Raw genomic sequence first — 26363 nt, 5'->3', positions numbered from 1 at the left:
TGTCGCCCAGCTCGTTCGCGAGGACCGCGAGCACGCCCGCCGCTCCCGATGGCCACGCCGTATCCCTTCGACGCCCGGTGAGGAGGCGGCATGACGCGGACAACGACGACCATGGCCGACGGCAATGACGACCTGACGTGGGTCCGGGAGCAGCCATGACCGTCTACGACCGATGGCACAAGTCCCGTCCCAAGCATGGTGAGGCCAAGTGTTCGGACCATGACAAGGTTCCGAGTAACGATCATGGTAAAGGCGAACGCTGGCAGGTCCGATGGCGGGATGACCGTGGCGAGCAAAGAAAGAAGAACTACGCGAAACGAGCGGCTGCTGAAGCATTCGACGCGAAGACCAAAAGCGATCTTTCGTCAGGCCAGTACGTTGACGTGGCACACGGGAAAATCAAGTTTCGCGAGTTCGCCGAGAAGTGGCGGACGACCCAAGTACATCGGGAAGCCACGGGCACCCTGGTTGATCGTGCGTTGCGGATTCACATCTACCCGGTACTCGGTGAACGCCCCATGTTTTCCGTTCGTCCTGGGCACGTACAGGGCCTCGTACGGAAGTGCTCGGAAGAACTCGCGCCATCCACGGTCCACGTCGCTTATGGCTACGTGGCTTCAATCTTTCTCGCGGCTGTCCGTGATCGGGTCATCGGGCATTCCCCCTGCGTGGGCATCCGACTGCCCGCCATGGAGACGAAGAGGATCGTTCCGCTCGATGTGCAGACCGTGATGGCGCTCGCAGATGCGCTTCCTGCCCGATACCGGGCCATCGTGTTAACGGCGGTAGGGACGGGTCTGCGACCGTCTGAGATCTTCGGCCTGGAAGTCGAAAAGATCGATTTCCTACGCAAGGTCCTTAAGGTGGAACAACAGTTGATCACCAGTGCGGCCAAGGGCAACGCTGTTTACCTCGGTCCGCCTAAGACTCCGAAGAGCTATCGGAGTATCCCTCTGGCTGACATGGTCGTGACCATGCTGGCGGAACATCTCATGGAGTTTCCGGCGACAACGGTCGAGATCGATGACCGGACCAACCTACGTAAGCCCACCACACGTGAAGCCAAGCTCCTGTTCACGACGGCACGCAACACACCGATCAAACGGGGCACCTGGAGCGATATTTGGCGCCTGGCCGCCGATATGGTCGGCATCCCAGCAGGAACAGGGCTGCACATCTGCCGTCACACCTACGCATCAGCTCTGGTCCGATACGGCGAAAGCGTCAAGACCGTTCAGCACCTCATGGGCCATAGCTCAGCCGTCACCACTCTGAACATCTATGCGCACCTGTGGCCGGATGCCGATGATCGGGCACGGGCGGCGGTCGACGCCATCTTCTCCGATGTGCCTCCCATGTGCCCTGGGGCGAAAGAGGAGTGATGTGCATGCTGGTCAGCCGACTTTGTGGCGGTAGAGGCCGCGCTTGTTGATGTACTGAACAATACCGTCGGGAACGAGATACCAGATGGGCTGCCCCGAGGCCACCCGCTCCCGGCATTCGGAGGACGAGATGGCCAGCGCGGGGATCTCCAGCAGGCTCACCCTGCCCTCGGGCAGTCCCGGGTCGTGCAGGGTGTGGCCGGGGCGGGTGGCGCCGACGAAGTGCGCGATGGTAAACAACTCGTCGACATCGCGCCAGCTCAGGATCTGGGCGAGGGCGTCGGCGCCGGTGATGAAGTACAGCTCGACGTCCGGCCCCCAGAGCGCGGAGATCTCACGCAGGGTGTCGATGGTGAAGGTCGGCCCCGGCCGGTCTATGTCCACCCGGCTCACCGAGAAACGCGGGTTGGACGCGGTCGCGATGACCGTCATCAGATAGCGGTCCTCCGGCGCGGAAACCGTCTTGTCGGCCTTCTGCCAGGGGCGTCCGGTCGGCACGAAGACCACCTCGTCGAGGTTGAAGTGGTGCGCGACCTCACTGGCTGCGACCAGGTGACCGTGGTGGATCGGGTCGAAGGTGCCGCCCATGACGCCCAGACGTCGCTTGCCGTCACCGGTAGCCGCGTTCATCATGGAACGGACCATACGCGTAAGCGGTACGCGGCTTTTAATCACCCCCCGCGCATGTCAGGCGGCCCCGACGTAGCATGCCGGACATGACCACCACCCCGGATCGCAACCGCGTGCAGCTTCCCGGCATCAGCTCACGTGCATACGAACATCCCGCCGACCGGTCCGCGCTGGTCGCCCTGCGCTCGCTCAGCGGGTTCGACACGGTGCTCAAGCAGATGTCCGGCCTGATCAGCGAGCGCCGCCTGCGCCTGATCTACCTCGCCTCGGCCGTGCGCGCCGGGGAGACCCAGTTCCGCGCACTGCACGACATGGGCCGTGACGCCGCCTACGCCCTTGACCTCCACCGCATCCCGGAGATCTACGTCCAGCAGAACCCGCAGGCGCAGGCGATGGCGATCGGCTTCGACGACCCGTTCATCGTCGTCTCCACCGGCCTGCTCGACCTGATGGACGAAGAGGAGCAGCGTTTCGTCATCGGCCACGAGACGGCGCACATCCTGTCCGGCCACGCGGTCTACCGCACCATGCTGGACATCCTCACCCGCCTGGCCACCCGGGTGGCCTGGATCCCGCTCGGCTACATCGGCCTGCGCGCGATCGTCGCCGGACTGGAGGAGTGGCACCGCAAGTCCGAGCTCTCCGCCGACCGAGGCGGCCTGCTCTGCGGCCAGGATCCCGACGCCGCCCTGCGCGCGCTGATGAAACTGGCCGGCGGCTCACGCCTGCACGAGATGAACATCGAGGCCTTCCTCGACCAGGCGCGCGAGTACGACACGGCCGGGGACGTCCGCGACGGTCTGCTCAAGGTCCTCAACCTGCTCGGCACCACCCACCCGTTCGCGGTCTCCCGGGTCGCCGAGCTGGACAAGTGGCGGCGCAGCGGCGAGTACGACACGATCCTCGGCGGCGACTACCCCCGCCGCGCCGACGACTCCAACGCCAAGATCTCCGAGGAGGTCAAGGCCGCGGCTCGCTCCTACCGGGAGTCCTGGTCGCAGTCCCAGGACCCTTTCATCGGCGTCCTGCGTGATGTGGCCGAGGGCGCGGTCAACGCGGGAGAGCGCATCTTCAACCGCTTCGCCCGTCGCGATGGCAACTGATCGGCACGTGGAAAGGTCTGGGAGCCTTCCTTCCGGGCCTTTTCCCGGCGCGAGAACCCGCCGCGGCTCCCGGCCGGTGAGGGGCGCCGCCCGGCCCCCTAGACCATCAGGGCGATCGCGCGCATGGCCGCCGCGCACAGGGCGACGAACCCCCCCAGTACGGCGAGCGCGCGCAGCCCCTCCTTGCGAAGGTCCGGGATCCGGGAGCCGACCCGTTCGACCTCGCGGCTGATGATCCCGCCGCAGACGGCGCCGAAGACGATGCCCGCGATGACGACCTGCACGGGGCTCAGCCACCACTCCGGTGGCAGCGATCCGCCGAAGGTCAGCCAGAGCGTGATGCCGGCGAGCGCCGCGGCGGGCAGTCCCGGCCAGGCCAGCGCGGTCAGCAGCGAGACCGCGAAGGTCAGCGGGAAGGTCACGACACGCAGCACGCCCCGGACTCTGGCCGACCTGTTCCCTCTGACCAGCCAGTGCCCGGCCCAGACCGCGCGGGCCAGGACGGCGAACACCCCGGTTACGGCGAAGGTGGCCGCCGGCCAGATCACCGTGGCCACCACGCACGGCACGGAGAGCACCGCCAGCAGGATGAGCGCGGCGTTCCCCGCCGGCAGCGGCCCCGCCCTCCTTCCGGCCTCGGCCTCCCCGGTCGGCGCGCCCTCCGCCCGCCGTCTCCTGGCGACCATTCCGCGTGCCCGCCCGGCCCCCTCTCTCCCCGGTGTCTGCCGGGGCCCCCTGAGCGAACCGTCCGCGCCGGCCTTGCCGCGGCTCTCCGGCCTTCTTCCCGGTGAGCCGGCGGTGACCGCGACCGGCCGCGCCGCCCTCGAAGGCTCTCTCAGAGGCTCGGGATCACATGAGACGGCGCGGGCGAGCCGGCTGAGACGGGCGGTGAGACCGGCCGCGGTGGGACGCTTGACCGCCTCGCGGTGGAGTGCCGCGCGGACGAGGGGTAGCAGCGCCGCGGGGATGCCCGCGAGGTCGGCCTGGCCGTTGAGGATGGCGTACATCTGCGCCTCGACCGGGCCTCTGCCGAAGGTGGGGCGTCCGGTCGCCGCGAAGGCCACCGTGGCCGCCCAGGCGTGCACGTCGGCCGGCTCGCCCACGGGCTCGTCCGCGAACAGTTCGGGGGCCGCGTAACTCGGCGTGCCGAGGAAGGTGCCCGTCAGGGTGAGCCGGGTGGCGTCCAGGACGTGGGCGATGCCGAAGTCGATCAGGACGGGCTCGTCCTCGGCGCTGACCAGGACGTTGGAGGGCTTGAGGTCCCGGTGAACGATCCCCGCCGCGTGGACCACCGACAGCGCCGCGGCCAGCCCGTGGGCCAGGGTGACCAGACCGGCGCCCGTGAGCGGGCCGCCGTGCCGTACCCGGTCGAAGAGGTTCTCCCCCTCGATGTGCTCCATGACCAGGTAGGGCCGTTCGCAGGCGAGATCGGCGTCGAGGACCCGGGCGACGTAGGGGCTCTCCACCCTGCGGAGGGCACGGACTTCGCGCTCCAGCCGTATTCGGGCCTCCGAGTCGGCGTCGACGGCGTCGTGGAGCATCTTGAGCGCGACGCTCTCGCCACGCTTGCTGGTGGCGTGGTAGACCTCGCCCATGCCGCCCCGGCCTAGGCGCTCCACCAACGTGTAAGGTCCGACGCGCCCGAGACGACCCACGTGACCTCCTGCGTCGGCCACATAGGTCCAAGACCGCTGTGCCTATCGGGTCGCCCGCTCTCGCGCGCTTCCCTGCCCTTCAGCCATAGGAAACACCACCATAGCGGGCGGCCCTCACGAATTCCCGGCGGCACGCCGTACCCGTCGGAAGATCGGTGAAACGCCGTCCGGCTGTCCGGTGCCGGACAGTCCCGCGGGGGCTGCGAGGCGCCGCCTCCGGGGACGGACGGCCCGCGCCCCCCGTGATGCGGCGGGTGCCGCCTCAGAGGCGGCCCAAGCGGCCCCCCGCCGCGCGGAAGGCGTCTCACGGGCGGCGCGGCTCCCGGGGCGAGCCGGCCAGCAGGCTGTCCAGCTCGGCCGTGGGCTCGGCCGACAGGTCCCGTCGCTTGGTACGGCGCCAGCGCACGTGCCCCCGGCGTTCCAGCCAGAGCATCAGCCGGTCAAGACCGAAAAGCACAACAACGACAAACAGGAATGCGACCACGATTTCCATGAAGTCCAGTCAAACCATAGGAAGCAGTGATTACCTGGAGCGACACGCAACTACCATCAGCGACGAGCGGGATGCTCGACCAGGTCGGTGACGAACCCGTGCAGCACCAGCCTCACAATAGGCCCCCGCCCCGGGAGCCGTCCGTGAAAGCGGGAACGCCACCGGATTCCCGTCTCACCGCCGGGGTAGCCCGCCCCAGCGGGAGGTCGGCGCGGCAGCCGCGCACCGCGACGCCCTCCCGCAGCTCACAGGCGCAGTGCCACGGAGCCTCCGGGACGGCCGCCTGTTCCCCCGCGCCCCTCCGGCCCCGCCGGAAGAACCGGAGAAAGACGGAGAAGGCAGGAGAAGGCCGGACTACCGGCCTCCCGCCGAGGGCGAGGCGACGACCGTACCGGCATCGGTGCGCAGATGGCCCTCTCCGGTGTAGACCCACTTGGTGGAGGTCAGCTCGGGCAGGCCCATGGGACCACGCGCGTGCAGCTTCTGGGTGGAGATCCCGATCTCCGCGCCGAAACCGAACTCCCCGCCGTCGGTGAACCTGGTCGAGGCGTTGACCGCCACCGCCGCCGAGTCGACCAGCGCGACGAACCGGCGGGAGGCGCCGGCCGAGCGGGTGACGATGGCGTCGGTGTGGCCCGAACCGTACCTCCTGATGTGGGCGACCGCGTCCTCCAGCGAGTCGACCACGGCGGCGGCGATGTCCAGCGAGAGATACTCGGCGCCGAAGTCCTCCTCAACGGCCGGCACCACGTCGCCGTAGGCCCCGATCCGGGCGTCCCCGTGCACCGTCACCCCCGCCGCCGCCAGGGCCGCCAGCGCGCGGGGCACGAAGGCGCCGGCCACGGCGGCGTGCACCAGGAGCGTCTCGGCGGAGTTGCACACCGAGGGCCGCTGAACCTTGGCGTTGAGCAGGATCTCGATCGCGAGCTCGATGTCGGCGTCGGCGTCGACGTAGACATGGCAGTTGCCCACGCCGGTCTCGATGACCGGGACCGTGGACTCCTCGACCACCGAGTTGATCAACGAGGCCCCGCCGCGCGGGATCAGCACGTCCACCAGGCCACGGGCCCGCATCAGCTCCTTGGCCGACTCGCGGGTCCGGCCGGGCACCAGTTGCACGGCCTCCGGGGGAACCCCGGTGCCGGCCAGAGCCTCCTGCATGATCCGGACCAGCGCCGTGTTGGACTCGCAGGCGCTGGACGAACCTCGCAGCAGGGTGGCGTTGCCGCTCTTGAGGCAGAGCGCCGCGGCGTCCACCGTCACGTTGGGACGGCCCTCGTAGATGATGCCGATCACGCCGAGCGGCACCCGGAGCTGGCGCAACTCCAGCCCGTTGGGCAGCGTGCCTCCCCGGATCACCTCACCCACCGGGTCGGGCAGGTCGGCGACCCGGCGCACCGCCTCGGCGACGGCCTCCACCCGGGCCCCGTCGAGCCGGAGCCGGTCGATCATGTATTCGGAGACGCCGCCCTCCCTGGCACGCTCCACGTCGAGCGCGTTGGCCGCGACGATCTCGGCGGCCCCGGCCACCAGGGCGTCGGCGATCACGCGGAGCGCGGCGTCCTTCGGCGTCCGCGGCAGCGGGGCCAGCTCGGCGGCGGCCTCTTTAGCCGCCAGGGCTACCTTCAGGAAGTCCTCGGACATCTCGCGCTCCAAAAGAACTAGGGGTGGGACTCCAGTATGACGATGTCGTCACGGTGGATCAGCTCGCGTTCGTACTCCGGACCAAGGCTGGTGGCCAGCTCGCGGGTGGAACGGCCGAGCAGGTCGGGGATCTCCCCCGCGTCGAAGTTGACCAGGCCCCGGGCGACCACCCGGCCCCGCGCCCCGCACAGGTCCACCGGATCCCCCGCGGCGAACTCACCCTCGACCGCGGTGACCCCGGCGGGCAGCAGCGACTTGCGGCGGCCCACCACGGCCTCGACCGCGCCGGCGTCCAGGTGGAGCCTGCCGCGCCCGGTGGTGGCGTGGGCCAGCCAGAGCAGGCGGGTGCCCGGATGGCGGCCGCCCGGGTGGAAGTAGGTGCCGATGTCGGCGCCGGCGAGGGCCTGGGCGGCGTGCGCGGCCGCGGTCAGCACCACCGGGACACCGGCCCCGGTGGCGATCCTGGCTGCCTGCACCTTGGTGACCATCCCCCCGGTGCCGACCGCGCCGCCCCTGCCGAGCTCGACCCCCAGCAGGTCCTCCGGTCCTCGCACCTGGCCCAGCCTGCGAGCGCCGGGACGGCGGGGGTCGCCGTCGTAGAGCGCGTCCACGTCGGACAGGAGCACCAGCGCCTCGGCGTGGGTCAGGTGGGCCACCAGCGCGGCGAGCCGGTCGTTGTCGCCGAAGCGGATCTCGTCGGTGGCCACGGTGTCGTTCTCGTTGACCACGGGAACGATGCCCAGCTCCAGCAGCCGGCTCAGCGTGCGCTGGGCGTTGACGTGGTGCGAGCGGCGCATCATGTCGTCGGCGGTGAGCAGCACCTGGCCGACGCGCAGGCCGTAACGGGCGAAGGAGGAGGTGTAGCGGGCGACCAGCACTCCCTGTCCGACCGAGGCAGCGGCCTGCTGGGTGGCGAGGTCACGAGGTCTGGCCGACAGGCCCAGCGGGCCGAGCCCCGCCGCGATCGCGCCGGAGGAGACCAGCACGACCTGCGTGCCGGTCCCGCGCCGGGCGGCGAGCACGTCGACCAGGGCGTCCACCCGATCGACGTCGATCGTGCCCTGCGGGGTGGTGAGTGACGACGAGCCCACCTTCACGACAAGGCGCGAGGCCGTACGGATCCGATCGCGCGCAGAGTCCACGGCATGCACCTTTCTCACGTCACAGGGCCACGGGGGGCATAGAGGTCACCGGCGGGGGCGGGTCATCCGAGGCGGTTGTCCGAGCCGCGCGGCCCCTGGTGCACGGCCTCGGCGTTGAGCGTCGGCTGCCAGTCGAAGATGTGACCGTTCTCCATGGACCCGATGACGACCTCGGCCCCGGCCTTGGCGCCGGCCTTGGTGAGCTCCTCCTCGACGCCGAGCCGCTCCAGCCGGTCGGCCAGGTAGCCCACGGCCTCGTCGTTGGTGAAGTCGGTCTGGCGGATCCACCGCTCCGGCTTGACCCCGGTGACCTGGAAGGTGTTGTCGTCCACCCGCCGCACCGAGAAGCCCGCGTCGCCGAGCTGCCGGGGCTTGATCACCAGGCGGGTCGGCTCGGCCACGGGCGCGGCCTCCCTGGCCGCGGCGACCATCTCGCCCATGGCGTAGGTCAGTTCCTTGAGCCCCTCGTGGGTGGCCGCGGAGATCGAGAAGACCCGCAGGCCCCGCTCCTGGAGCATCGGCCGGACGATGTCTGACAGGTCGCGCGCGTCGGGGACGTCCGCCTTGTTGAGCACGGCCAGCCTCGGCCGGTCCTCAAGCTTGCCGTACGCCTTGAGCTCGGCCTCGATCGCCTCGAAGTCGCTGATCGGATCGCGGCCCGGCTCCATGGTGGCACAGTCGATCACGTGCACCAGGGTGTTGCACCGCTCGACGTGACGGAGGAACTCGTGCCCCAGCCCTCTGCCCTCCGAGGCGCCCGGGATGAGGCCGGGCACGTCGGCGACGGTGAAGACGGTGTCGCCGGCGGTGACCACCCCGAGGTTGGGCACCAGCGTGGTGAACGGGTAGTCGGCGATCTTCGGCCGGGCCGCGGAGAGCGCGGCGATGAGAGAGGACTTGCCCGCACTGGGGAAGCCCACCAGCGCCACGTCCGCGACGCTCTTCATCTCCAGCATCACGTCGAGCTCGCCGCCGGGCTCGCCGAGGAGCGCGAACCCCGGGGCCTTGCGCTTGGCCGAGGCCAGCGCGGCGTTGCCGAGCCCGCCGTGCCCGCCCTCGGCGATCACGTAGCGGGTCCCGGAGCCGACCAGGTCGACCAGGACCTCACCGGTGTCGGCGTTCTTGACCACGGTGCCGTCGGGCACCGGGAGGATGACGTCGAGGCCGTTGGCGCCGTCGCGGTTGGAGCCCTGCCCCTGCTTGCCGTTCTCGGCTCTGCGGTGCGGGCGCCGGTGGTAGTCGAGCAGCGTCGCGGTGTTCGGGTCGACTTCCAGAATCAGGTCGCCGCCGCGGCCGCCGTTGCCGCCGTCGGGGCCGCCCAGCGGCTTGAACTTCTCCCGGTGGACAGAGGCGCAGCCATGTCCCCCGTCACCGGCCTTGATGTGCAGGACCACCTGGTCCACAAAGTCCGGCATGTCTGCCTTCCTACCCCCATCTGCGGAAAAATCCGCTTACAACACGAACAGGGGTGGACCGCTCTAGAGCGATCCACCCCTGTCGTCAACGTCTGGCGGTGCGAATCTACTCCGCAGCCGGAACGATGCTCACCGCGCGGCGACCGCGCTTGACACCGAACTGCACGTAGCCCGCGGCCAGCGCGAACAGCGTGTCGTCGCCACCGCGGCCGACGTTGTCGCCCGGGTGGAAGTGAGTGCCCCGCTGGCGGACGATGATCTCACCGGCGTTGACCAGCTGACCACCGAAGCGCTTCACACCGAGCCGCTGGGCGTTCGAGTCACGGCCGTTCCGAGTGGACGACGCGCCCTTCTTGTGTGCCATCTCGCAAAACTCCCGAAACTCAGGCCTGGTCGATGCCGGTGATCTTCACCTGCGTGTAACGCTGGCGGTGACCCTGGCGCTTCTTGTAGCCGGTCTTGTTCTTGTACTTGAGGATCCGGATCTTCGGACCCTTGGTCTCACCGAGAATCTCGGCGGCGACGGTGAACTTGCCCGCCTCGGTGGTCACGTCGCCATCGTTGACGACGAGCACCGTCGGCAGCGAAACCGTGGAACCGACCTCGCCGGCGACCTTGTCCACCTCAAGGACGTCACCGACGGAGACCTTCTGCTGCCTGCCGCCGCAACGAACGATCGCGTACACCGCGGAACCCTTCTTCTGACTGCTTGCTCGCTGGATGCTGCGCCCCGCATCCGGCTATGGTCATTGAGTTTGACCGACGAACCGGGTAGGCGCGCGAACAGGGCGCGCCATGAGCGCACCGGTTCACCAGGGTACCGGATTACCGGTGTCCTGGTCGAACCGGGCGGAACGTCGGGGTTGCCGATTTAATCGGCAGACTTGGCCTTGCGGGAACGTCGCCGCCCCCGGCCGGAAGCCTGTGCGGCCTGCGCGTCCTCGGCCGGGACGTCATCAAGCGCATCGGTCACCGTATCACGGCCGAACTGCCCACTGGCCGCCACAGCGTGACCGCCCTCCTTGCCGAGCTTCTCCGCGACGGCCTTCTCCACGGCCATCTTGCCCTGGGTGCCACGCGGCTCGGGCCTGCCCTCGACCGGCTCGGTCGAGACGTGCAGGCCGCGGCCGTTGCAGCACTCACAGACGGTGGAGAACGCCTCCAGCAGGCCCTGTCCAACCCGCTTACGGGTCATCTGCACCAGACCGAGGGAGGTGACCTCCGCGACCTGGTGCTTGGTCCGATCACGGGCCAGGCACTCCAGCAGCCGCCGGAGCACCAGGTCTCGGTTGTTCTCCAGCACCATGTCGATGAAGTCGATGACGATGATGCCGCCGATGTCGCGCAACCTGAGCTGGCGGACGATCTCCTCGGCCGCCTCCAGGTTGTTGCGGGTGACGGTCTCCTCAAGGTTGCCGCCCTGCCCGGTGAACTTGCCGGTGTTGACGTCGACCACGGTCATGGCCTCGGTCCGGTCGATCACCAGCGAGCCGCCGCTGGGCAGCCAGACCTTGCGCTCCATCGCCTTGGCGATCTGCTCGTCGATCCGGTAGGCGGCGAACACGTCACCACGGTCGTCCCACTTGGTGAGACGGTCCGCCAGGTGCGGGGCGACGTAGCGGACGTACTCGTCGACCGTCTCCCACACGTCGCCCGCCACCACCAGCGAGGCGAAGTCCTCGTTGAACACGTCGCGGACCACCCGGACGGTCAGGTCGGGCTCGGAGGAGAGCAGCTCCGGCGCGCTGGCCGACTTGGCCTTGCGCTGGATGTTCTCCCACTGGGCCGACAACCTGGCCACGTCCCGGCCGAGCTCCTCCTCCGACGCGCCCTCGGCGGCCGTGCGGACGATGACACCGGCGCTCTCCGGCATCACCTTCTTCAGGATGCTCTTGAGACGGGTGCGCTCCTTGTCGGGGAGCTTGCGGCTGATCCCGGTCATCGAACCGTCGGGCACGTAGACCAGATAGCGGCCGGGAAGGCTGATCTGCGAGGTGAGCCGCGCCCCCTTGTGCCCGATCGGGTCCTTGGTGACCTGCACCAGCACCGACTGGCCGGACTTCAGCGCCACCTCGATCCGCTTGGGCTGACCCTCCAGCCCGGCGGTGTCGAAGTTGACCTCACCGGCGTACAGCACCGCGTTGCGGCCCTTGCCGATGTCGACGAACGCCGCCTCCATGCTGGGCAGCACGTTCTGCACCTTGCCGAGGTAGACGTTGCCCACGTAGGACTGGCTCGCCTCACGGTTGACGTAGTGCTCGACCAGGACGCCGTCCTCCAGCACCGCGATCTGGGTCCGGCCACCGGTGCGGCGGACCACCATCATCCGCTCGACGGACTCCCTGCGGGCCAGGAACTCCGACTCGGTGATGATCGGCGGACGCCTGCGGCCGAGCTCACGGCCCTCCCTGCGACGCTGCTTCTTGGCCTCCAGGCGGGTCGAGCCGCGCACACTCTGCACCTCGTCCATCGAGGTGCTGCGCCCGGCGCGGGGCGCGCGGATCCGCACCACCGTGTTCGGCGGGTCGTCCGGGACCTCCCCCGCCTCGTCGACGCCCCTGCGGCGCCGACGGCGCCGGCGACGTGAACTGCCGCCCGCGTCTTCGGACTGCTCGGCCTCGGCAGAGGTCTCCTCCTCGGACTGCTCGGAGTCCTCCTCCTCGGCCTCGTCCAGCTCACGGGTCTTGCCCCGGCCGCGACCGCCCCTGCGTCGACGGCGCCGGCGGCTGCCGGCGTCGTCGTCGCCCTCACCGTCGTCGTCCTCGGGCTCCTCGGCGGTCTCCGCCTCAACCTCCGCCTCGACCGGCTCGGGCTCGGGCTGCGGCACCGGAACGGGCTGCGGCGCGGCGGCGCGGACCGGCTGCTCGGCCCGGTGCGGGTCCGGGGCCTGGAACAGCGGCTGAAACACCGCGGCCGGCGCCTGGAACGTGACCGAGGGCGCCTCGGAGCGCTCCTGGGCGGTCAGCCCGAACGGGTCGGCGAACAGCCCCGGCCGCCCCTCGGCAACGTCGTCACCGGCGGGCTCGCCGACCGGCGAGGCCTCGGCCGGCATCGTGAGCGGCAGCACCGCCGCGACCTCCTCGGCCTCGGCCGTGGTGATGTCGGCCATCCGCTCCGTCTCGACCGGCACGTCCTCGGTGACGGCCTTCCTGCGGGTACGGCCGCGCCGGGCGGGGGCGTCCTGCGCCACCGGCTCGGCGCCCCCTTCGGGCACGCTCCACGCGCCGGAGTCGGAGGCCGCCCCGGTCACGCTCGGCACCGGCGGCCCGGCGGTCCAGGCCGGCTCCCCGGCCTGGCCGGAGTCCGCCTTCTTCGTACGGCTGCGCCGGGTGGTCGCGGTCGTGACCGCCGCCCCGGCCGCCTTGCGCCTGGTGGCGCGCTTGGGCGCCACCTCCTGAACGGCGTCGGGAACCGTGTCCCGGACCGGCTCGGGACCCCGCCCGGCGGTCGTCGCCGCGGGTGCGGGCTCCGGCTCCTCCGGCGGAGGCCCCGCGGGCCGGCTGGCGGCTCGTCGGCGGGACGTCGGCTGTGTCTGTTCGCTTGTATCCCCGTCAGGGCCAGTGGCCCCGACAATGGGCTCGTTGTCGAGCATGCGGGCGCTCTCCCGTCAGCTCCCGGGCACGTCTCCGCGCCGCGCGGGAGCTCTCGTCTCTCGCTGTAAGCCGGGCCTGAGCCCGGCGTCAAGTCCTATAGGTCGCCGCCGACGTGCTCGCTCGCCGGTTCCGCCCCGCCGCCGCGCGTAACGTCGCGGTCCAGGCCGAAGGGGTCGGCGGGCTCACCGGTGCCCACGTCGAGCGGTCCCTGCGCCAGCCTGGTCACCTCGGGGGGCACCGGCGGCGCGAAGCCGGCCAGACGTAGTCCGGTAAGAACGTCGTCGGGTCGAACGGCAGGAGTTGCGTGCCGTACAACCATGCGAAGTATGACACATGGCTGACTGGACGCCTGACCTGCTGTTGTCTCAGTTCCCTCAATAACCTCAAGGTTCAGCACCGCCTCTCGCGCGTCGAACCGGCGCAGCCCCTTTTTGGTCAGGCGCTCCACCTCGACGCGCTCCGCGGCGTTGAACCGCTCGACCGCCGTCGCGGCGAGAGCGGGATCGGCCCGCGGCAGCCGCAGCTCCCACACCGAGCACTCCAGCTGGTCGGCCAGGTTTCCGGTGCTCGCCTCGACAACGGCGAGCACGTCGAGACCGGGCGGCAACGAGGTGTCCAAGGCGGCACGGAGCCGCTCCGGATCACACTGTCGCGTCACGCCGATCTCAAGATATTCGGCCTCGCTCGCGACTCCGGTGGGCGCGGCCGCGCCCACGTAGGAGATCCTGGGGTGGGGTGAGAAGCCCGCGCTGAACGCCACCGGCACATCGGCACGCCGAACCGCGCGTTCCACGGCTCGGGAGATGTCGCGGTGGCTGGTGAACCGCAGGCGGCCACGCTTGGCGTAACGGACACGTAAGCGCTGCACCACCGGCGCGGGCGGAGGTCCATCGGGAACAGGTTTCAGAGTGGTGTCGTCCTTCCCAAGTCGTGGTCGTCGTTTCAGGATAGGCCGTGCTCACACAGGGCCTATCTCAGACAACCGTCAGTGGCAGCAGCTTCTTCCCCGTCGGCCCGATCTGAATCTCGGTTCCCATCGTGGGGCACACCCCGCAGTCGTAACACGGGGTCCAGCGGCAGTCCTCGACCTCGACGTCGTTGACGGCGTCCTGCCAGTCCTGCCAGAGCCATTCGCGGTCGAGACCCGCGTCGAGGTGGTCCCAGGGCAGGACCTCGTTCTCCTCGCGCTCCCGCGTGGTGTACCAGTCGACGTCGACGCCGGCCTTGGCCGCGGCGTCCATCCAGCGCCGGTAGGAGAAGTGCTCGCTCCAGCCGTCGAACCGGCCGCCGTCCTCCCACACCGCACGGATGATCTTGCCCACCCGGCGGTCGCCCCGGGAGAGCAGGCCCTCCACGATCGAGGGCTTGCCGTCGTGGTAGCGCAGGCCGATGGCCCTGCCGTACTCCTTGTCACCGCGCAGGGCGTCCTTCAGCGCCTTGAGCCTGCGGTCCACGGTCTCGTGGTCCGCCTGGGCCGCCCACTGGAACGGGGTGTGCGGCTTGGGCACGAACCCGCCGATGGAGACCGTGCAGCGGACGTCGCGGGAACCGGTGGCCTCGCGACCGGCCTTGATGACCTTCCTGGCCAGCTCGGCGATACCGAGGACGTCGGCGTCCTCCTCGGTGGGCAGGCCACACATGAAGTAGAGCTTCACCTGACGCCAGCCCTGCCCGTAGGCCGTGGTGACGGTCCGGATCAGATCCTCCTCGGTGACCATCTTGTTGATCACCTTGCGCATCCGCTCGGAGCCGCCCTCGGGGGCGAACGTCAGGCCGGAGCGGCGGCCGTTACGGGAGAACTCGTTGGCCAGGTCGATGTTGAAGGCGTCGACCCGGGTGGAGGGCAGCGACAGCGAGGTGTTGGTGCCGTCGTACCGGTCGGCCAGGCCCTTGGCCAGGTCGCCGATCTCGGAGTGGTCGGCCGACGAGAGCGACAGCAGCCCGACCTCGTTGAATCCGGACGCCTTGACGCCCGCCTCGACCATGTCGCCGATCGTGGTGATCGAGCGCTCCCGGACCGGCCGGGTGATCATCCCGGCCTGGCAGAACCGGCACCCGCGCGTGCAGCCGCGGAAGATCTCCACACTGAACCGCTCGTGCACGGTCTCGGCCAGCGGAACCAGCGGCTTCTTCGGATAGGGCCACTCGTCGAGGTCCATGACCGTGTGCTTGTGCACCCGCCACGGCACACCCGGCCGGTTGGGCGCCACCCGCTGGATCCGGCCGTCCGGGTGGTAGTCGACGTCGTAGAACCTGGGCACGTAGACCCCGCCGGACTCGGCGAGCCGCATCAGCAGCTCGTCACGCCCGCCGGGCGAGCCCTCGGCCTTCCACTCGCGGATGACCTCGGTGATCGCGATGGCGATCTGCTCCCCGTCGCCCAGCACCGCGGCGTCGAGGAAGTCGGCGACCGGCTCGGGGTTGAAGGCCGCGTGACCGCCCGCGAGGACGATCGGATCGTCGTCGCCCCGGTCGGCGGCCTCCAGCGGAATACCGGCCAGGTCAAGCGCGGTGAGCATGTTGGTGTAGCCGAGCTCGGTGGAGAAGGAGAGCCCGAACACGTCGAACGCCCGCACCGGCCGGTGCGCGTCCACGGTGAACTGGGGCACCCCGGTGGACCTCATGAGCGCCTCAAGATCGGGCCAGACCGCGTAGGTCCGCTCGGCCAGCGTCTCCGGCATCTCGTTGAGGATCTCATAGAGGATCTGGACCCCTTGGTTGGGCAGGCCAACCTCGTAGGCGTCCGGGTACATCAAGGCCCAACGGACCGTCGTCTCGTCCCAGTTCTTGACGGTCGAGTTGAGCTCACCCCCGACATACTGGATCGGCTTCTGCACTCTGGGCAGGAGCGCTTCCAGGCGGGGAAACAGCGACTCGACAGGCATACGGCCAAGAATATCCGGCTGGAAAGAGTGCCACAGGCGGTCGTCGCCCGCTCGCAGCGAGTCGATCCGGCGTCACCGCCCGCCAAGGGCCGCCTGATCGCGGTGGGCGTCGCGCGGCGCGGCGGTGAGGGTCCGCTGAGAATCCAGCGGCCGGAACACGCGGGCGACTCTCACGGCGACCCGGCTAGAACGGCTGTTCGCGAATATAGATGGCCTGTAACAGCCCAATGGCGATCATATTCGCGAAGGTCGCGGTGCCTCCGTAGGAGACGAACGGGAGCGGCAGGCCCGTGATAGGCATGATCCCGATCGTCATCCCGATGTTGACGAAGGACTGAAAGGCCAGCCAGCAGACGATCACCCCCGCCACCAGCGTGCCGAACCGATCGTCGCACTGCCGGGCGATCCGCATCCCCCGAAGCAGGATCACACCGATCAGGACCACCACGGTGACCGAGCCGAGGAAACCGAACTCCTCCCCGGCCACGGTGAAGATGAAGTCGGTGTGCTGCTCGGGCACGAACCGGCCGGTGGTCTGCCCCCCTTCGAACAACCCCTTGCCGAACACCCCTCCAGAGCCGATGGCGATCAGCGACTGGGTGCTGTTGTAGCCGACGCCCCGTGGGTCGCTGGCCGGGTTGAGAAAGGCGGTGAACCGGGCGATCTGGTACGGCTCAAGCACGTCGAGCAGCCACACCGCCACGCCCCCGCAGACCACCACGAGAGCCAGCCCGAAGACCCAGCGCTTGCGCACCCCCGCGATGACGATCGCACCGGCGGTGATCACACCGAGGACCATCGTGGTGCCCAGGTCGGGCTGGAGCATCACCAGCCCCATGGTGAAACCGGCCACCACCAGCGATATCCCGACATCCAGCCCGCGAGGCCGGTCGGTGCCCCGAGACGGCTGGGCGAGCAGCATGGCGAGCATCAGCACCAGGCCGAGCTTGGCGAACTCCGACGGCTGGAAGGCGAACCCGCCACCCAGCATGATCCACGAGTGGGCGCCGTTCACGGTCGCGCCGAGCGGGGTGAGCACCAGGAACAGCCCGAGCAGGCTCATGCCGTACACCAGCACCGCATAGGTCCGCAGCGAGCGGTGGTTCACCATCACGGCCGCGCTGGTCAGCGCGATTCCGATGGCGACGTTGAGGATGTGCTTCTTGACCAGCCCGGTCGAACCCGGCGCCCACGTCCTGGTGGACGACCAGACCAGCATCGTGCCGATCACCGTCAGCGCCGCGACCGCGACCAGCAGGACCCCGTCCATCCGGCGCACCGCCGAGGACGCCGCCACCGCCCGGCGCGCGAGGGAACCGCCGCTCGGCGCGGCCATCGGACGACTCACCGCGCCACGGTCCCATCCCGCTTGATCATCGGCAGATCCACGGCCGGGCGCCCGCTGGGCAGCGCGGCCCGGACCGGCTTCGCCGGGGACTGCGGTGTGATGCCGTAGATGCCCTCATAGATCCTGCGTACGGCCGGAGCCGCGGTCTGACCGCCCATTCCGCCTTGGGAGACCATCACGACAACCACGAACCGTGGCTTGTCCGTCGGCGCGAACGAGGCGAACCAGGAGGTGTCCGTCTTGCCGTACACCTCGGCGGTGCCGGTCTTACCACCGATCTTGACCTTGTCCATCGGGAAACCGGCGAAGGCCCCCGCCGCCGTACCGTCGGAGGGAACCTCGCTCAGCGCACCCTTGATGTAGGCCCGTTCGGTGGGCGACAACGGCAGCCTGCCCACCACCGGCACCTTGATCTCCTTGACCATGGTGCCGTCCGGCCGCACCAGGGCCCAGCCCAGCCGGGGGCTGCGCAACCTACCGTCTCCGACCAGCGCGGCGTAGGCCGCGGCGAGCTGCAACGGGGTCACCAGGACGTCGCCCTGCCCGATGGAGAAGTTGGCGGCGTCGCCCGGCCGCCACTGGTAACCCTCCAGGCAGTTCTCGTACGCCAGCTGCTTGAGGAAGGCGGCCCGGCTGGGACTGCTCCTGGCCACCTCCGGATAACCGGACTTGGCCCGCCTGCAGTTCTCCTCCTTGGTGGCGCTCCAGAGCTGTTTCTTCCACTCGCGGTCGGGGATCCGTCCCGCCGACTCGCCGGGCAGGTCGATCCCGGTCGGACGGCCGAACCCGAAGGAACGGGCCATGGTCGCCATGGGCTCCTTGGTCTTGCCCCTGGGCCGCAGGCCGCCGTCGCGCAGCCACTGCTCGTAGGCCGCCCGGTAGAAGATCGTGTCGCAGGACTTCACCAGCGCCGTATGCAGGGTGAGCGTGCCCAGCCCGATGCCGCGGAAGTTACTGAAGGGCCTGCTGCCCACCATGAAGGAGCCGGGGCAGTCGTAGTGACCGTGCAGGGGATAGCCGTCGCCGAGCATCGCCGACACCGACGAGATCTTGAATGTCGAACCGGGCGCGAACTCCCCCTTGATCGCCCTGGACACCAGCGGCCGACCGGCCTTGTCCGACAGCAGCCGCTGATACTCCGGCTCGGAGATACCCCCCGTCCAGACCGCGGGGTCGTAGGTCGGCGCGCTGGCCAGCGCGACGACCCTGCCGGTCCGCACGTCGAGCACCACGCCCGCCGCGCCGTCCGCGGCCGGGGCCGACTTCATGGCCTCGGCCAGGGCCTTCTCCGTCACGGCCTGTACCTTGGCGTCGATGCTGGTGATGAGCGTGTCCCCCGGCGTCGGCGGCACCTGCCGCTCCACGCCGATGACCTTGCCGAGCCGATCCACCTGCACCCGGCGCAACCCCGGCACCCCCCGCAGCGAACCGTCGTAGACCGACTCCAGGCCGTCACGGCCCATCAGGTCGACCCCGGAGAACACCGCCTTGAACCCGGCGCGCCTCTCCAGCTCCTCCTGCGTGATCGGTTGCAGATAACCGAGAGCCTGCGCGGCCGCGGTGCTGCCCGGATACTCGCGGACCGCCTGCACCTCGGCGGAGACACCGGGAAACTCCTCCTGCCGTTCCAGGATCTGCAGAGCCTCACGGGTGGTGACGTCGTCGTCGATCGGGATCGGCTGGTACGGCGAGCCGGGCCAGCACGGCCTGGTGACCCCGGGACCGCACGCCCTGATACGCATGCGCAGATCCGCCGGGCGGCGGTTCAGCACCGAGGCCAGCTTCTGCAGCACGCTCCTGCCGTTGCCCTCCATCCGGTTCAGGCTGGTGCGGTCCACCGAGACCACCAGCCTGGTCCGGTTACGCACCAGCGGCCGGCCCGCCGAGTCGAGGATCTGCCCGCGCACCGCGGGCACCACCACGTCACGGGTGCGCGTCTCGGTCGCGGCCGCCACGAACTCCGCTCCGCGCACCACCTGCACCTGCCAGAGCCGCACCGAGAGCAGCACCAGCAACGAGACCACCAGGACCTGAAGCACGACCAGCCGGGCCCGCGTCCTGATCATGCCCGCCTCCCGCCGGACGGCCCGCCGGGACGCGGCCCCAGGAACCCGTCTCCGTCGGCCCGCCGGCTCATGCGCGCCCCCGCACGAGACGTCCCACGGGCCGCAACTCCCGTACCCTGGGCCCGCGGACGAGCCTCGTCACCACCCACACCGTGGGCGGCGCGGCCAGCAGGTTGTAGCCGACCGCCCAGGGCAGCGTCGTGGTGAGCACGGCCCCGCTGATCCGGGCGTCGCCGAGCAGCGCGCTGGTCGCCACGGCGACCAGCGGCCCGGCCGCCGAGCAGACCAGCGCGGTGAGCAGCGCGGAGTCCGGACGGCTCTCCACCATCCGCCCGGCCGCGAACCCGACCAGACAGAGGACCAGGGCGTACTGCCCGAGCATGTGCGCGGCGGGCGGCAGCACGTCACCGAGGAGCCCGGCGCAGAAACCCGCGACCGCCCCGGCGGTGGCCCCGCGGACCAGCGCGTACCCCACGACACCGAGCAGCACCAGGTCGGGCGCGCCCCGACCCGGCAGCGGCAACCGGTTCACCACCGTCACCTGGACGACCATGACCAGTAAAAGCAGCCCCACGGACACCACGTCACGGCCCACTCCTAAACCCCCTCCTGCGGCGTTTTCGGCAGCACGGCGTCACGCGGGTTGCGCTGCGGCGCCTGCACCACCACACCGACCACGTCCAGCGCGGTGAGGTCGGCGTACGGCCGCGCGTAGGCGATCCTGGTCAGCTCCCCGGGGGTGGCCTCCACCCGCTCCACCACCCCGATCGGCACCCCCGCCACGTACGGCGCGCCACGCTGGGAGCCGAAACTCACGATCCGGCGCCCCGGAACGATCTGGGCGGTCGAGTCGAGCAACCGGAAACGGATCAGCCGGCCGTTCTCCCCCACCCCGTGCACCACCCCGATCTCGTTGCTCCCCTCAAGTCGCGCCCCGGCCGCCGAGGCCGGGTCGCTGAGCAGCACCACGGTCGAGGTGGACGTGCCCACCTGGACCACCCGGCCCACCAGGCCGTCGCCGTTCAGCACGGTCATCTCCGAGCGCACCCCGTCGGCGCTGCCCACGTCGAGCTGAACGGCCTCCTCGAACCCGGGCGTGCCACGCCGGGCGATCACCTGGGCGGGCACCAGCTTGTATCCCGCGACGCCGGCGACGCCGAGCAGCCGGCGCAGCTCGGTGGAGCGCTGACGGTCCAGGGACTGCGCCAGCAGGTCGCGCCTGAGCCGCTGATTCTCCGCGAGCAGCCCGTCGATGCGACGCTGCGCGCCGGGGGCGGCCGCCATCGTCTCGAAGAACCTGCCGATCGGCCGGATGAGACCCGCGCCCGCGCTCTCGGCGGCGCCGAACATCTCCGCCCCGGCCTTCTTGAGAGGGCCGAGGGGAGAGTTCGCCCCCGTCCGATGATCCACGGTCATGAGCACAAGCGCCGCGGCCAGCAGCACCCCTAGGCTCATCCGGGCCCGGCGCGTGTCCCTCATCAGTGCCGCGGCTCCGGTACGAGGACCTGCTGCAGGGCGTCGAAGTCCTCGACGCACTTGCCTGAGCCGAGCGCGACGGAGTCGAGCGCGTTGTCCACCAGGTGGATCGGCATGCCCGTCTCCTCCTTGAGCCGTTCATCCATGCCCTTGAGCAGCGCGCCACCCCCGGTGAGCGCGATCCCCCGGTCCATCAGGTCTCCGGAGAGCTCCGGCGGGCACTTGTCCAGCGTGGTCTTGACCGCGTCCACGATCACGTTCACCGGCTCCTCGGTGGCCCTGCGGATCTCGGCCGCCGACACGATGATCGTCTTCGGCAGGCCGGTCACCAGGTCGCGTCCGCGGATCTCGGCGTGCCCGTCCTCGGGAAGCACGCAGGCGGAGCCGATCGCCATCTTGATCTCCTCGGCGGTCCGCTCCCCGAGCATCAACGAGTGCTCCTTCTTCGCGAAGGTGATGATCGCCTGGTCCAGCTCGTCACCGCCCACCCGGATCGACTGGCTGGTCACCACACCGCCCATGGAGATGATGGCCACCTCGGTGGTGCCGCCGCCGATGTCGACCACCATGTTGCCGGTGGGCTCGTGCACCGGGAGCCCGGCGCCGATCGCGGCGGCCATCGGCTCCTCGACGATGTAGACGCCGCGGGCGCCCGCCTGGTAGCCGGCCTCCTTGACCGCGCGCTGCTCGACCCCGGTGATCCCGCTCGGCACCGCGATGATGATCCGCGGCTTGGCGAAGTGACGGCGCTTGTGCACCCGCTGAATGAAGTAGCGGAGCATACGCTCGGTGACGTCGAAGTCGGCGATGACGCCGTCCTTGAGCGGCCGGATCGCCGTGATGTTGCCGGGGGTCCGGCCGATCATGCGCTTGGCCTCGATGCCGATGGCCACGATCTTTCCCGTGGTCGTGTTTATCGCGACGACGGACGGCTCGTTGAGAACGATGCCGCGGCCCCGCACATAGACGAGAGTGTTGGCGGTGCCGAGATCGACCGCCATGTCGCGGCCGAGAAAAGCAAGCTTGCTGCTCATGAGGAAGGCGGCCCTCCTTCCGTCAGGTCGTCGGCGAAAACTACAGAACGCACTCGAATCGTAACGTGACGTACCCACCATTGAGCGCAATGAGCTGCCCAGCTCCGGGAAAATCTTCAACCCCACCGCACACACCGAGCCCCGCCATCCACCAGGATGACGGGGCTCGGCGGAGCGGGAGCCCTAGAAGCGGTCGGGGAAGAAAAGCTTGATCTCGCGGGCGGCGGACTCGGGCGAGTCGGAGCCGTGCACCACGTTCTCACCGATCTCCAGGGCGTGGTCGCCGCGGATGGTGCCGGGGGCGGACTTGACCGGGTCGGTCAGGCCCGCGAGGGACCGGAACGCCTCGACCGCGCGGGGCCCCTCGGCGACCAGCGCGACCAGCGGACCCGAGGTGATGAACTCGACCAGCTCGCCGAAGAACGGCCGCTCGGAGTGCTCGGCGTAGTGCGCCTTGGCGGTGTCGGCGTCCAGGGTGCGCAGTTCCAGCGCGACGACCTTCAGGCCCTTGCGCTCGATCCGGGCGATCACGTCGCCGATGAGACCACGCGCGACACCGTCGGGCTTGATCAGGACAAGAGTGCGCTCGGACACTGAGGTTCTCCTTTGAACAGGGATGACTCGCGGACTGCGATGAACGCGCGAAGTTTACCGTCCTCGGCCCCACTCCCCGTGGTCGGCGACGTCACGGGCGGTCCGCCCCGTCCCCGAGAGCCCCCTCGGGGGACGGGGTGGGCGGTGGAACCACCGGCAACGCGCCGGGCCTGTCCGGCTCGGGCTCCGGCGCGGGCCGGCGGCCGGGACGGAGCCTCGGCCTGGGACCGGTCTTCGGTTTCGGCTCCGTCTCCGGCACGGCCCTCCCGGGCTCGCCCTCCCTCTCACCCGCCGGCGCGGAGAGGTGGTCCACCGGTCGCGCCGGCGGCGGAACCACCGGGATCGCGGGGGTCACAGAGGTCACGGAGGTTGCCGCGCCCGTCGGCGACGCCTCGGCGCAGACGTCGTCGAGCCCCTCGACCGGAGGCAGTTCGACTCGGGGAAGGACTCCCGCCGTACCCCCCCGGGCCGCCGGGGAACGACGGGTCAGCACCGCTCCGAGCACGATCATCACGACCACCAGGACACCTGCGACCAGGGCCCACAGACGCATGGCCCCCACAAAGGCGTCAACCTTCGCCTGCTGGGTCACGGCCACCTGCAGGAGGGTGACCTGGATTCCGCCCCCAAGCAGAAAACCGGAGAGCACCCCGGGAAAGAACAGCGACAGCGCGAAAAGCTGGGCTCCCACGCCCGACGCGCGCAGCGCGGCGGTCAAGGCGACCGCGGCGCCCACCGTGAGCAGTACGAACGGGAGGATCAACACAAGACCGTCGGGGGCGGGCAGGAAGACCCGGACGCTGCACAGCCCGGCCACCACGGCCACCAGGCCGCCCGCGCCGAGCAGCGGCATCAGGGCGTCCCCGAGCCGGCTCACCAGCACCGCGGCGACGAGACCGGCGACTCCGGCGACCACGAACGCGGGCCAGAGACCGGACAGTCCCGGACCGCCCAGCCCGACAAGCTCGACGCAGGTGACCTGAGCCATGGTGGGCAGGACGACGACACCAACCGCGAGCGTCGTGTAAGCGGGGGCCCGGCCGGCGACGCCCTCGAAGGTGACGACCGCGACCCCGAGGAGCACGAGAATGGACAGCCCTCCCACGAGGACGAGCCGCTCCGGCGGCCAGTCGAAGGTCGCGCCCAAGGCCAGGGCCGCGATCCCCGCGGCGGGCACAACCGCCGCCAGCGGACGCCCGCGCTCCATCGCGCCCGGAACCGGACCTGCCGCGACACCGTCCCCGATCCGCATCCAGAGCACCAGATAGGCGGCGGCCAGCGCGAGCGCGATCCCCGTCAGCATGGGGTACGGCTGGAGCGTGACCCGCCAGGACCGGACCTCGTCCAGCGGCCACAGAGCGAGTGCCTGCGCGGCCAGAAGGCTCACCGCCAGCACGCCTCCCCAGATCCCACGCAGGACCATGGGCCGCCCCCAGACCGCCACCAGGGTCGCGGGCACCAGCAGGCCGGCCCCGGTCCCGTGCAGGACTCTGAGCACCCCCACCAGCAGCGTGGAGCCCGCATAGCCCCCCGCCGCGTCGGCCAGCGCCAGCAGGGTCAGCCCGCCGACCAGGACGGGCGCCGCACGCACATGACGTAACAGCAGCCCGGCCAGTGGCACGGTCAGCACCATGGCGGGCAACGCCAGTCCATGCGCCCACACCATCTCGACCTGGGAGATGTCGGACGGGAGCAGGACGGCCACCACCGAAATGGTGTTGGGGATGGCGACGATCGCGAGCGGTAGCGTCACCGCGACGAGCAGCCCGAGGACGACGTCGAGCATCAGCGAGACACGAAGGGGGCGTACCAGGCCCGGAGGCCCGGCGGCCACCACCCGGGACGGCTGGATGGGAGGGACGGCCATGTTGGCCGACTTTAGCGGGAAGTCACGCCCTCGACACGGCGAGCGACGAATATCGCCGTGATCCACAGCGCGGTGAAGATCAATCCGAGGAAGAACATGGTCGGAACCATGAAACCCGCGGCGATGGCGAGAAGCTGGATCACGCTTCCCAAGACATAGGCGAACGGACGTTTCAGCATTCCCGCGGCCAGGACGCACAGGACCGCCAGACCGATCCCGACCGTCACCGCGACAGCCGGCGAGATGCCCTGCGTGTTGATGGCCACCGGCGTGAACAGCCCGATGACGATCGCCTCCATGCCCAGCACGCTCGCGCAGAGCCGCCGCATGCCCGGAGTAACAGTGATCATTGCTCGCCTCTCCCCCGTCACTCGGGTCACGTGACCTCCTCCGCCTTGAGCAGCAGCCGCGCGTCTCCGGCCGTGACCACCGACCCCGTGATCAGCACCCCGGCGCCGCCGAACTCCCCGGCCTCGTCGGCCAGGCCGATTCCGAGATCGATCGCCCCGTCCAGCCGGTCGGCCCGGTGGACCCGGTCCGGTCCGAAGATCTCCCCGGCCAGCGCCGCGAGCTCGCCCGGCTCCATGGACCTGGGTGAGGAGTTCCTGGTCACCACGAGCTGGTCCGTCATCGGCTCAAGCAGTTCCAGAATGCCCCGGACATCCTTGTCGGCGAACATCGCCACCACGCCGATGAGCTTGGCGAAGCCGAAGGACTCGTGGACGGCCTCCAAAGTGGCCTGAATCCCACCCGGGTTGTGTGCGGCGTCCACAAGCACCGTGGGACCGCGCCGCACCACCTCAAGCCTGCCCGGCGAACGCACCTGGAGAAACGCCTGCCGTACCAGCTCGGGGTCGAGCGGGTCGTCACCCGCGGTCAGTGCCTCGACGGCGGCCAGCGCGCAGACGGCGTTACCCGCCTGGTGCGATCCGTAGAGGGGGAGCAGAACCTCCTCGTAGGTGCCCTTCAGCCCCCTGAGGTGAAGCAACTGCCCGCCGACCGCCAACTCCCGGCCGAGCACGCCGAACTCCAGCCCCTCACGCGCCAGGGTCGCGTTCACCCCCACGGCCCTGCGAACCAGCGTCTCGGCGGCGGGAAGCTCCTGCTGCGCCAGCACGGCCGTCGCCCCGGGCTTGATGATGCCCGCCTTCTCGTTCGCGATCGTCGCGACATCGGGGCCGAGGTAGTCGACATGGTCCAGCGAGATCGGAGTGATGACGGCGACCACGCCGTCGGCGACGTTGGTCGCGTCGAAACTGCCCCCCATACCCGTCTCGACGACCGCGACATCGACGGGGGCGTCGGCGAACGCCGCGAAGGCCATCGCGGTGAGCGTCTCGAAGAAGGAGAGACGGCGCCCCTGGGCGTCGATCATCTTCAGATAGGGCTCGATGTCCTCGTAGACCTCGGCGAAACGCTCCTCGCTCAGCGGAACACCGTCAACGCAGATGCGCTCCCGCATGGACACGAGGTGCGGGCTGGTGAACCGGCCGACCCGCAGATTACGCTCACGCAGGAGCGTCTCGATCATCCGGGTCGTACTCGACTTCCCGTTGGTGCCGGCGACGTGCACAACCGGATAGGAGTGCTGCGGAGAACCCAGCACATCCATGAGCGCGGCGATCCTGTCGAGAGTGGGCTCGAAGTTCCACTCGACGCCGCGTTCCATGATTGCCTGTTCGACCGCTCGATAGTCCACCTCTCAAGCCTACTGACCCCGGTCACGGGATCCCGACGGGGCCGGAGAACAGTCCGCGAGGACGTCCGGGAAAAATCGCTGAAAAGGCATGAGCAAGCCGGGAAAGTGCCGTGGGATAGGCGCCGTAATCTCGGAAACAGCCAGGTAAAGCCGTTGCCGGAGCGCCTGGGGAATCAGGTCGGGGCCAGGCCGGGATCAGGCCGGCAGCGAAACGGCGGACACCCCCGAAACAATCCCCCCACCACGCCCCTCCCGGGGGTCACCCCCCGCCGGGGAAACCCGCCCCTCCCCCAAGAAACCTCCCCCGGGAACGCGAAAAAGGGCCACCCCCAAGAGG

General features: G+C 69.9%; 22 protein-coding genes. 2 read left to right on the top strand and 20 right to left on the bottom strand.

The features are described from left to right. Positions 1 to 155: 155 nt before the first annotated feature. Positions 156 to 1382 carry a site-specific integrase gene (locus ABZ194_RS28205; protein WP_355600052.1) on the top strand — a complete coding sequence of 409 codons (1227 nt, stop codon included), beginning with the start codon at positions 156 to 158 and terminating at the stop codon, positions 1380 to 1382. A gap of 12 nt (positions 1383 to 1394) precedes the next feature. Here ABZ194_RS28205 and nadD read toward each other — a convergent pair whose 3' ends face one another. Beyond that, the gene (nadD, locus tag ABZ194_RS28200; protein WP_355600051.1) at positions 1395 to 2015 is read right to left on the bottom strand and encodes a nicotinate-nucleotide adenylyltransferase; all 621 of its coding nucleotides are present in this window, start codon (positions 2013 to 2015) and stop codon (positions 1395 to 1397) included. 83 nt (positions 2016 to 2098) lie between these two features. On the opposite strand from nadD, the gene ABZ194_RS28195 reads away from it, so the two are divergent. Next, positions 2099 to 3115, top strand: coding sequence for a M48 family metallopeptidase (locus ABZ194_RS28195; protein WP_355600050.1), 1017 nt, complete (start codon positions 2099 to 2101; stop codon positions 3113 to 3115). Positions 3116 to 3213: 98 nt separating this feature from the next. Here the strand turns inward: ABZ194_RS28195 and ABZ194_RS28190 are convergent, their stop codons facing one another. The 19 genes from ABZ194_RS28190 to ABZ194_RS28100 form a co-directional block, all read right to left on the bottom strand. Beyond that, positions 3214 to 4734 carry a protein kinase gene (locus tag ABZ194_RS28190; protein WP_355600049.1) on the bottom strand — a complete coding sequence of 507 codons (1521 nt, stop codon included), beginning with the start codon at positions 4732 to 4734 and terminating at the stop codon, positions 3214 to 3216. A 340-nt stretch (positions 4735 to 5074) separates the two neighbouring features. Continuing rightward, a complete protein-coding gene (locus ABZ194_RS28185; protein WP_355600048.1) occupies positions 5075 to 5263 on the bottom strand; it encodes a hypothetical protein in 189 nt (62 codons plus the stop codon). A gap of 354 nt (positions 5264 to 5617) precedes the next feature. Then, positions 5618 to 6907: a glutamate-5-semialdehyde dehydrogenase gene (locus ABZ194_RS28180; RefSeq protein WP_355600047.1), complete on the bottom strand. Its 1290-nt coding sequence runs from the start codon at positions 6905 to 6907 to the stop codon at positions 5618 to 5620. Positions 6908 to 6924: 17 nt separating this feature from the next. Then, the gene (gene proB, locus ABZ194_RS28175) at positions 6925 to 8049 is read right to left on the bottom strand and encodes a glutamate 5-kinase (RefSeq protein WP_355600046.1); all 1125 of its coding nucleotides are present in this window, start codon (positions 8047 to 8049) and stop codon (positions 6925 to 6927) included. A 62-nt stretch (positions 8050 to 8111) separates the two neighbouring features. Beyond that, positions 8112 to 9464, bottom strand: a complete 1353-nt coding sequence (obgE, locus tag ABZ194_RS28170) for a GTPase ObgE (protein WP_355600045.1) — start codon at positions 9462 to 9464, stop codon at positions 8112 to 8114. Between the two features lie 106 nt (positions 9465 to 9570). Beyond that, positions 9571 to 9828: a 50S ribosomal protein L27 gene (gene rpmA / locus ABZ194_RS28165; protein WP_189794231.1), complete on the bottom strand. Its 258-nt coding sequence runs from the start codon at positions 9826 to 9828 to the stop codon at positions 9571 to 9573. A 19-nt stretch (positions 9829 to 9847) separates the two neighbouring features. Beyond that, a complete protein-coding gene (gene rplU, locus ABZ194_RS28160) occupies positions 9848 to 10150 on the bottom strand; it encodes a 50S ribosomal protein L21 (protein ID WP_271223379.1) in 303 nt (100 codons plus the stop codon). Between the two features lie 185 nt (positions 10151 to 10335). Next, positions 10336 to 13056, bottom strand: a complete 2721-nt coding sequence (locus ABZ194_RS28155; protein ID WP_355600044.1) for an Rne/Rng family ribonuclease — start codon at positions 13054 to 13056, stop codon at positions 10336 to 10338. 95 nt (positions 13057 to 13151) lie between these two features. After that, on the bottom strand, positions 13152 to 13928 hold the full coding sequence (locus tag ABZ194_RS28150) for a TIGR03936 family radical SAM-associated protein (protein ID WP_355600043.1): 777 nt from the start codon (positions 13926 to 13928) through the stop codon (positions 13152 to 13154). Between the two features lie 103 nt (positions 13929 to 14031). After that, positions 14032 to 15942: a TIGR03960 family B12-binding radical SAM protein gene (locus ABZ194_RS28145; RefSeq protein WP_355600042.1), complete on the bottom strand. Its 1911-nt coding sequence runs from the start codon at positions 15940 to 15942 to the stop codon at positions 14032 to 14034. 184 nt (positions 15943 to 16126) lie between these two features. Continuing rightward, on the bottom strand, positions 16127 to 17290 hold the full coding sequence (gene rodA / locus ABZ194_RS28140; protein ID WP_355600041.1) for a rod shape-determining protein RodA: 1164 nt from the start codon (positions 17288 to 17290) through the stop codon (positions 16127 to 16129). Beyond that, complete coding sequence (mrdA, locus tag ABZ194_RS28135) at positions 17287 to 19356, bottom strand: penicillin-binding protein 2 (RefSeq protein ID WP_355600040.1); 2070 nt, start codon at positions 19354 to 19356, stop codon at positions 17287 to 17289. Before mrdA ends, rodA begins: the two co-directional genes overlap by 4 nt. Positions 19357 to 19423: 67 nt before the next feature. Continuing rightward, on the bottom strand, positions 19424 to 19951 hold the full coding sequence (gene mreD / locus ABZ194_RS28130; RefSeq protein ID WP_355600039.1) for a rod shape-determining protein MreD: 528 nt from the start codon (positions 19949 to 19951) through the stop codon (positions 19424 to 19426). 2 nt (positions 19952 to 19953) lie between these two features. Beyond that, positions 19954 to 20835, bottom strand: coding sequence for a rod shape-determining protein MreC (gene mreC / locus ABZ194_RS28125; protein ID WP_355600038.1), 882 nt, complete (start codon positions 20833 to 20835; stop codon positions 19954 to 19956). Further along, the gene (locus ABZ194_RS28120) at positions 20835 to 21866 is read right to left on the bottom strand and encodes a rod shape-determining protein (RefSeq protein WP_355600037.1); all 1032 of its coding nucleotides are present in this window, start codon (positions 21864 to 21866) and stop codon (positions 20835 to 20837) included. Before ABZ194_RS28120 ends, mreC begins: the two co-directional genes overlap by 1 nt. A gap of 183 nt (positions 21867 to 22049) precedes the next feature. Further along, entirely contained in the window at positions 22050 to 22460 is a 411-nt protein-coding gene (ndk, locus tag ABZ194_RS28115; protein ID WP_355600036.1) for a nucleoside-diphosphate kinase, read from the bottom strand. A 91-nt stretch (positions 22461 to 22551) separates the two neighbouring features. Further along, positions 22552 to 24327: a hypothetical protein gene (locus tag ABZ194_RS28110; protein WP_355600035.1), complete on the bottom strand. Its 1776-nt coding sequence runs from the start codon at positions 24325 to 24327 to the stop codon at positions 22552 to 22554. An 11-nt stretch (positions 24328 to 24338) separates the two neighbouring features. Further along, positions 24339 to 24707, bottom strand: coding sequence for a DUF4233 domain-containing protein (locus tag ABZ194_RS28105; RefSeq protein WP_355600034.1), 369 nt, complete (start codon positions 24705 to 24707; stop codon positions 24339 to 24341). Beyond that, positions 24704 to 25996 (bottom strand): folylpolyglutamate synthase/dihydrofolate synthase family protein, encoded by a 1293-nt coding sequence (locus ABZ194_RS28100; protein WP_355600053.1) that lies wholly within the window; start codon positions 25994 to 25996, stop codon positions 24704 to 24706. The genes ABZ194_RS28105 and ABZ194_RS28100 overlap by 4 nt, the downstream gene beginning before the upstream one ends. Between the last annotated feature and the right edge of the window lie 367 nt (positions 25997 to 26363).

Origin of the sequence: Streptosporangium sp. NPDC006007 (genome assembly GCF_040614315.1) — a bacterium.
GTDB lineage: Bacteria > Actinomycetota > Actinomycetes > Streptosporangiales > Streptosporangiaceae > Streptosporangium.
This window is presented reverse-complemented; position numbering and strand designations above follow the sequence as displayed.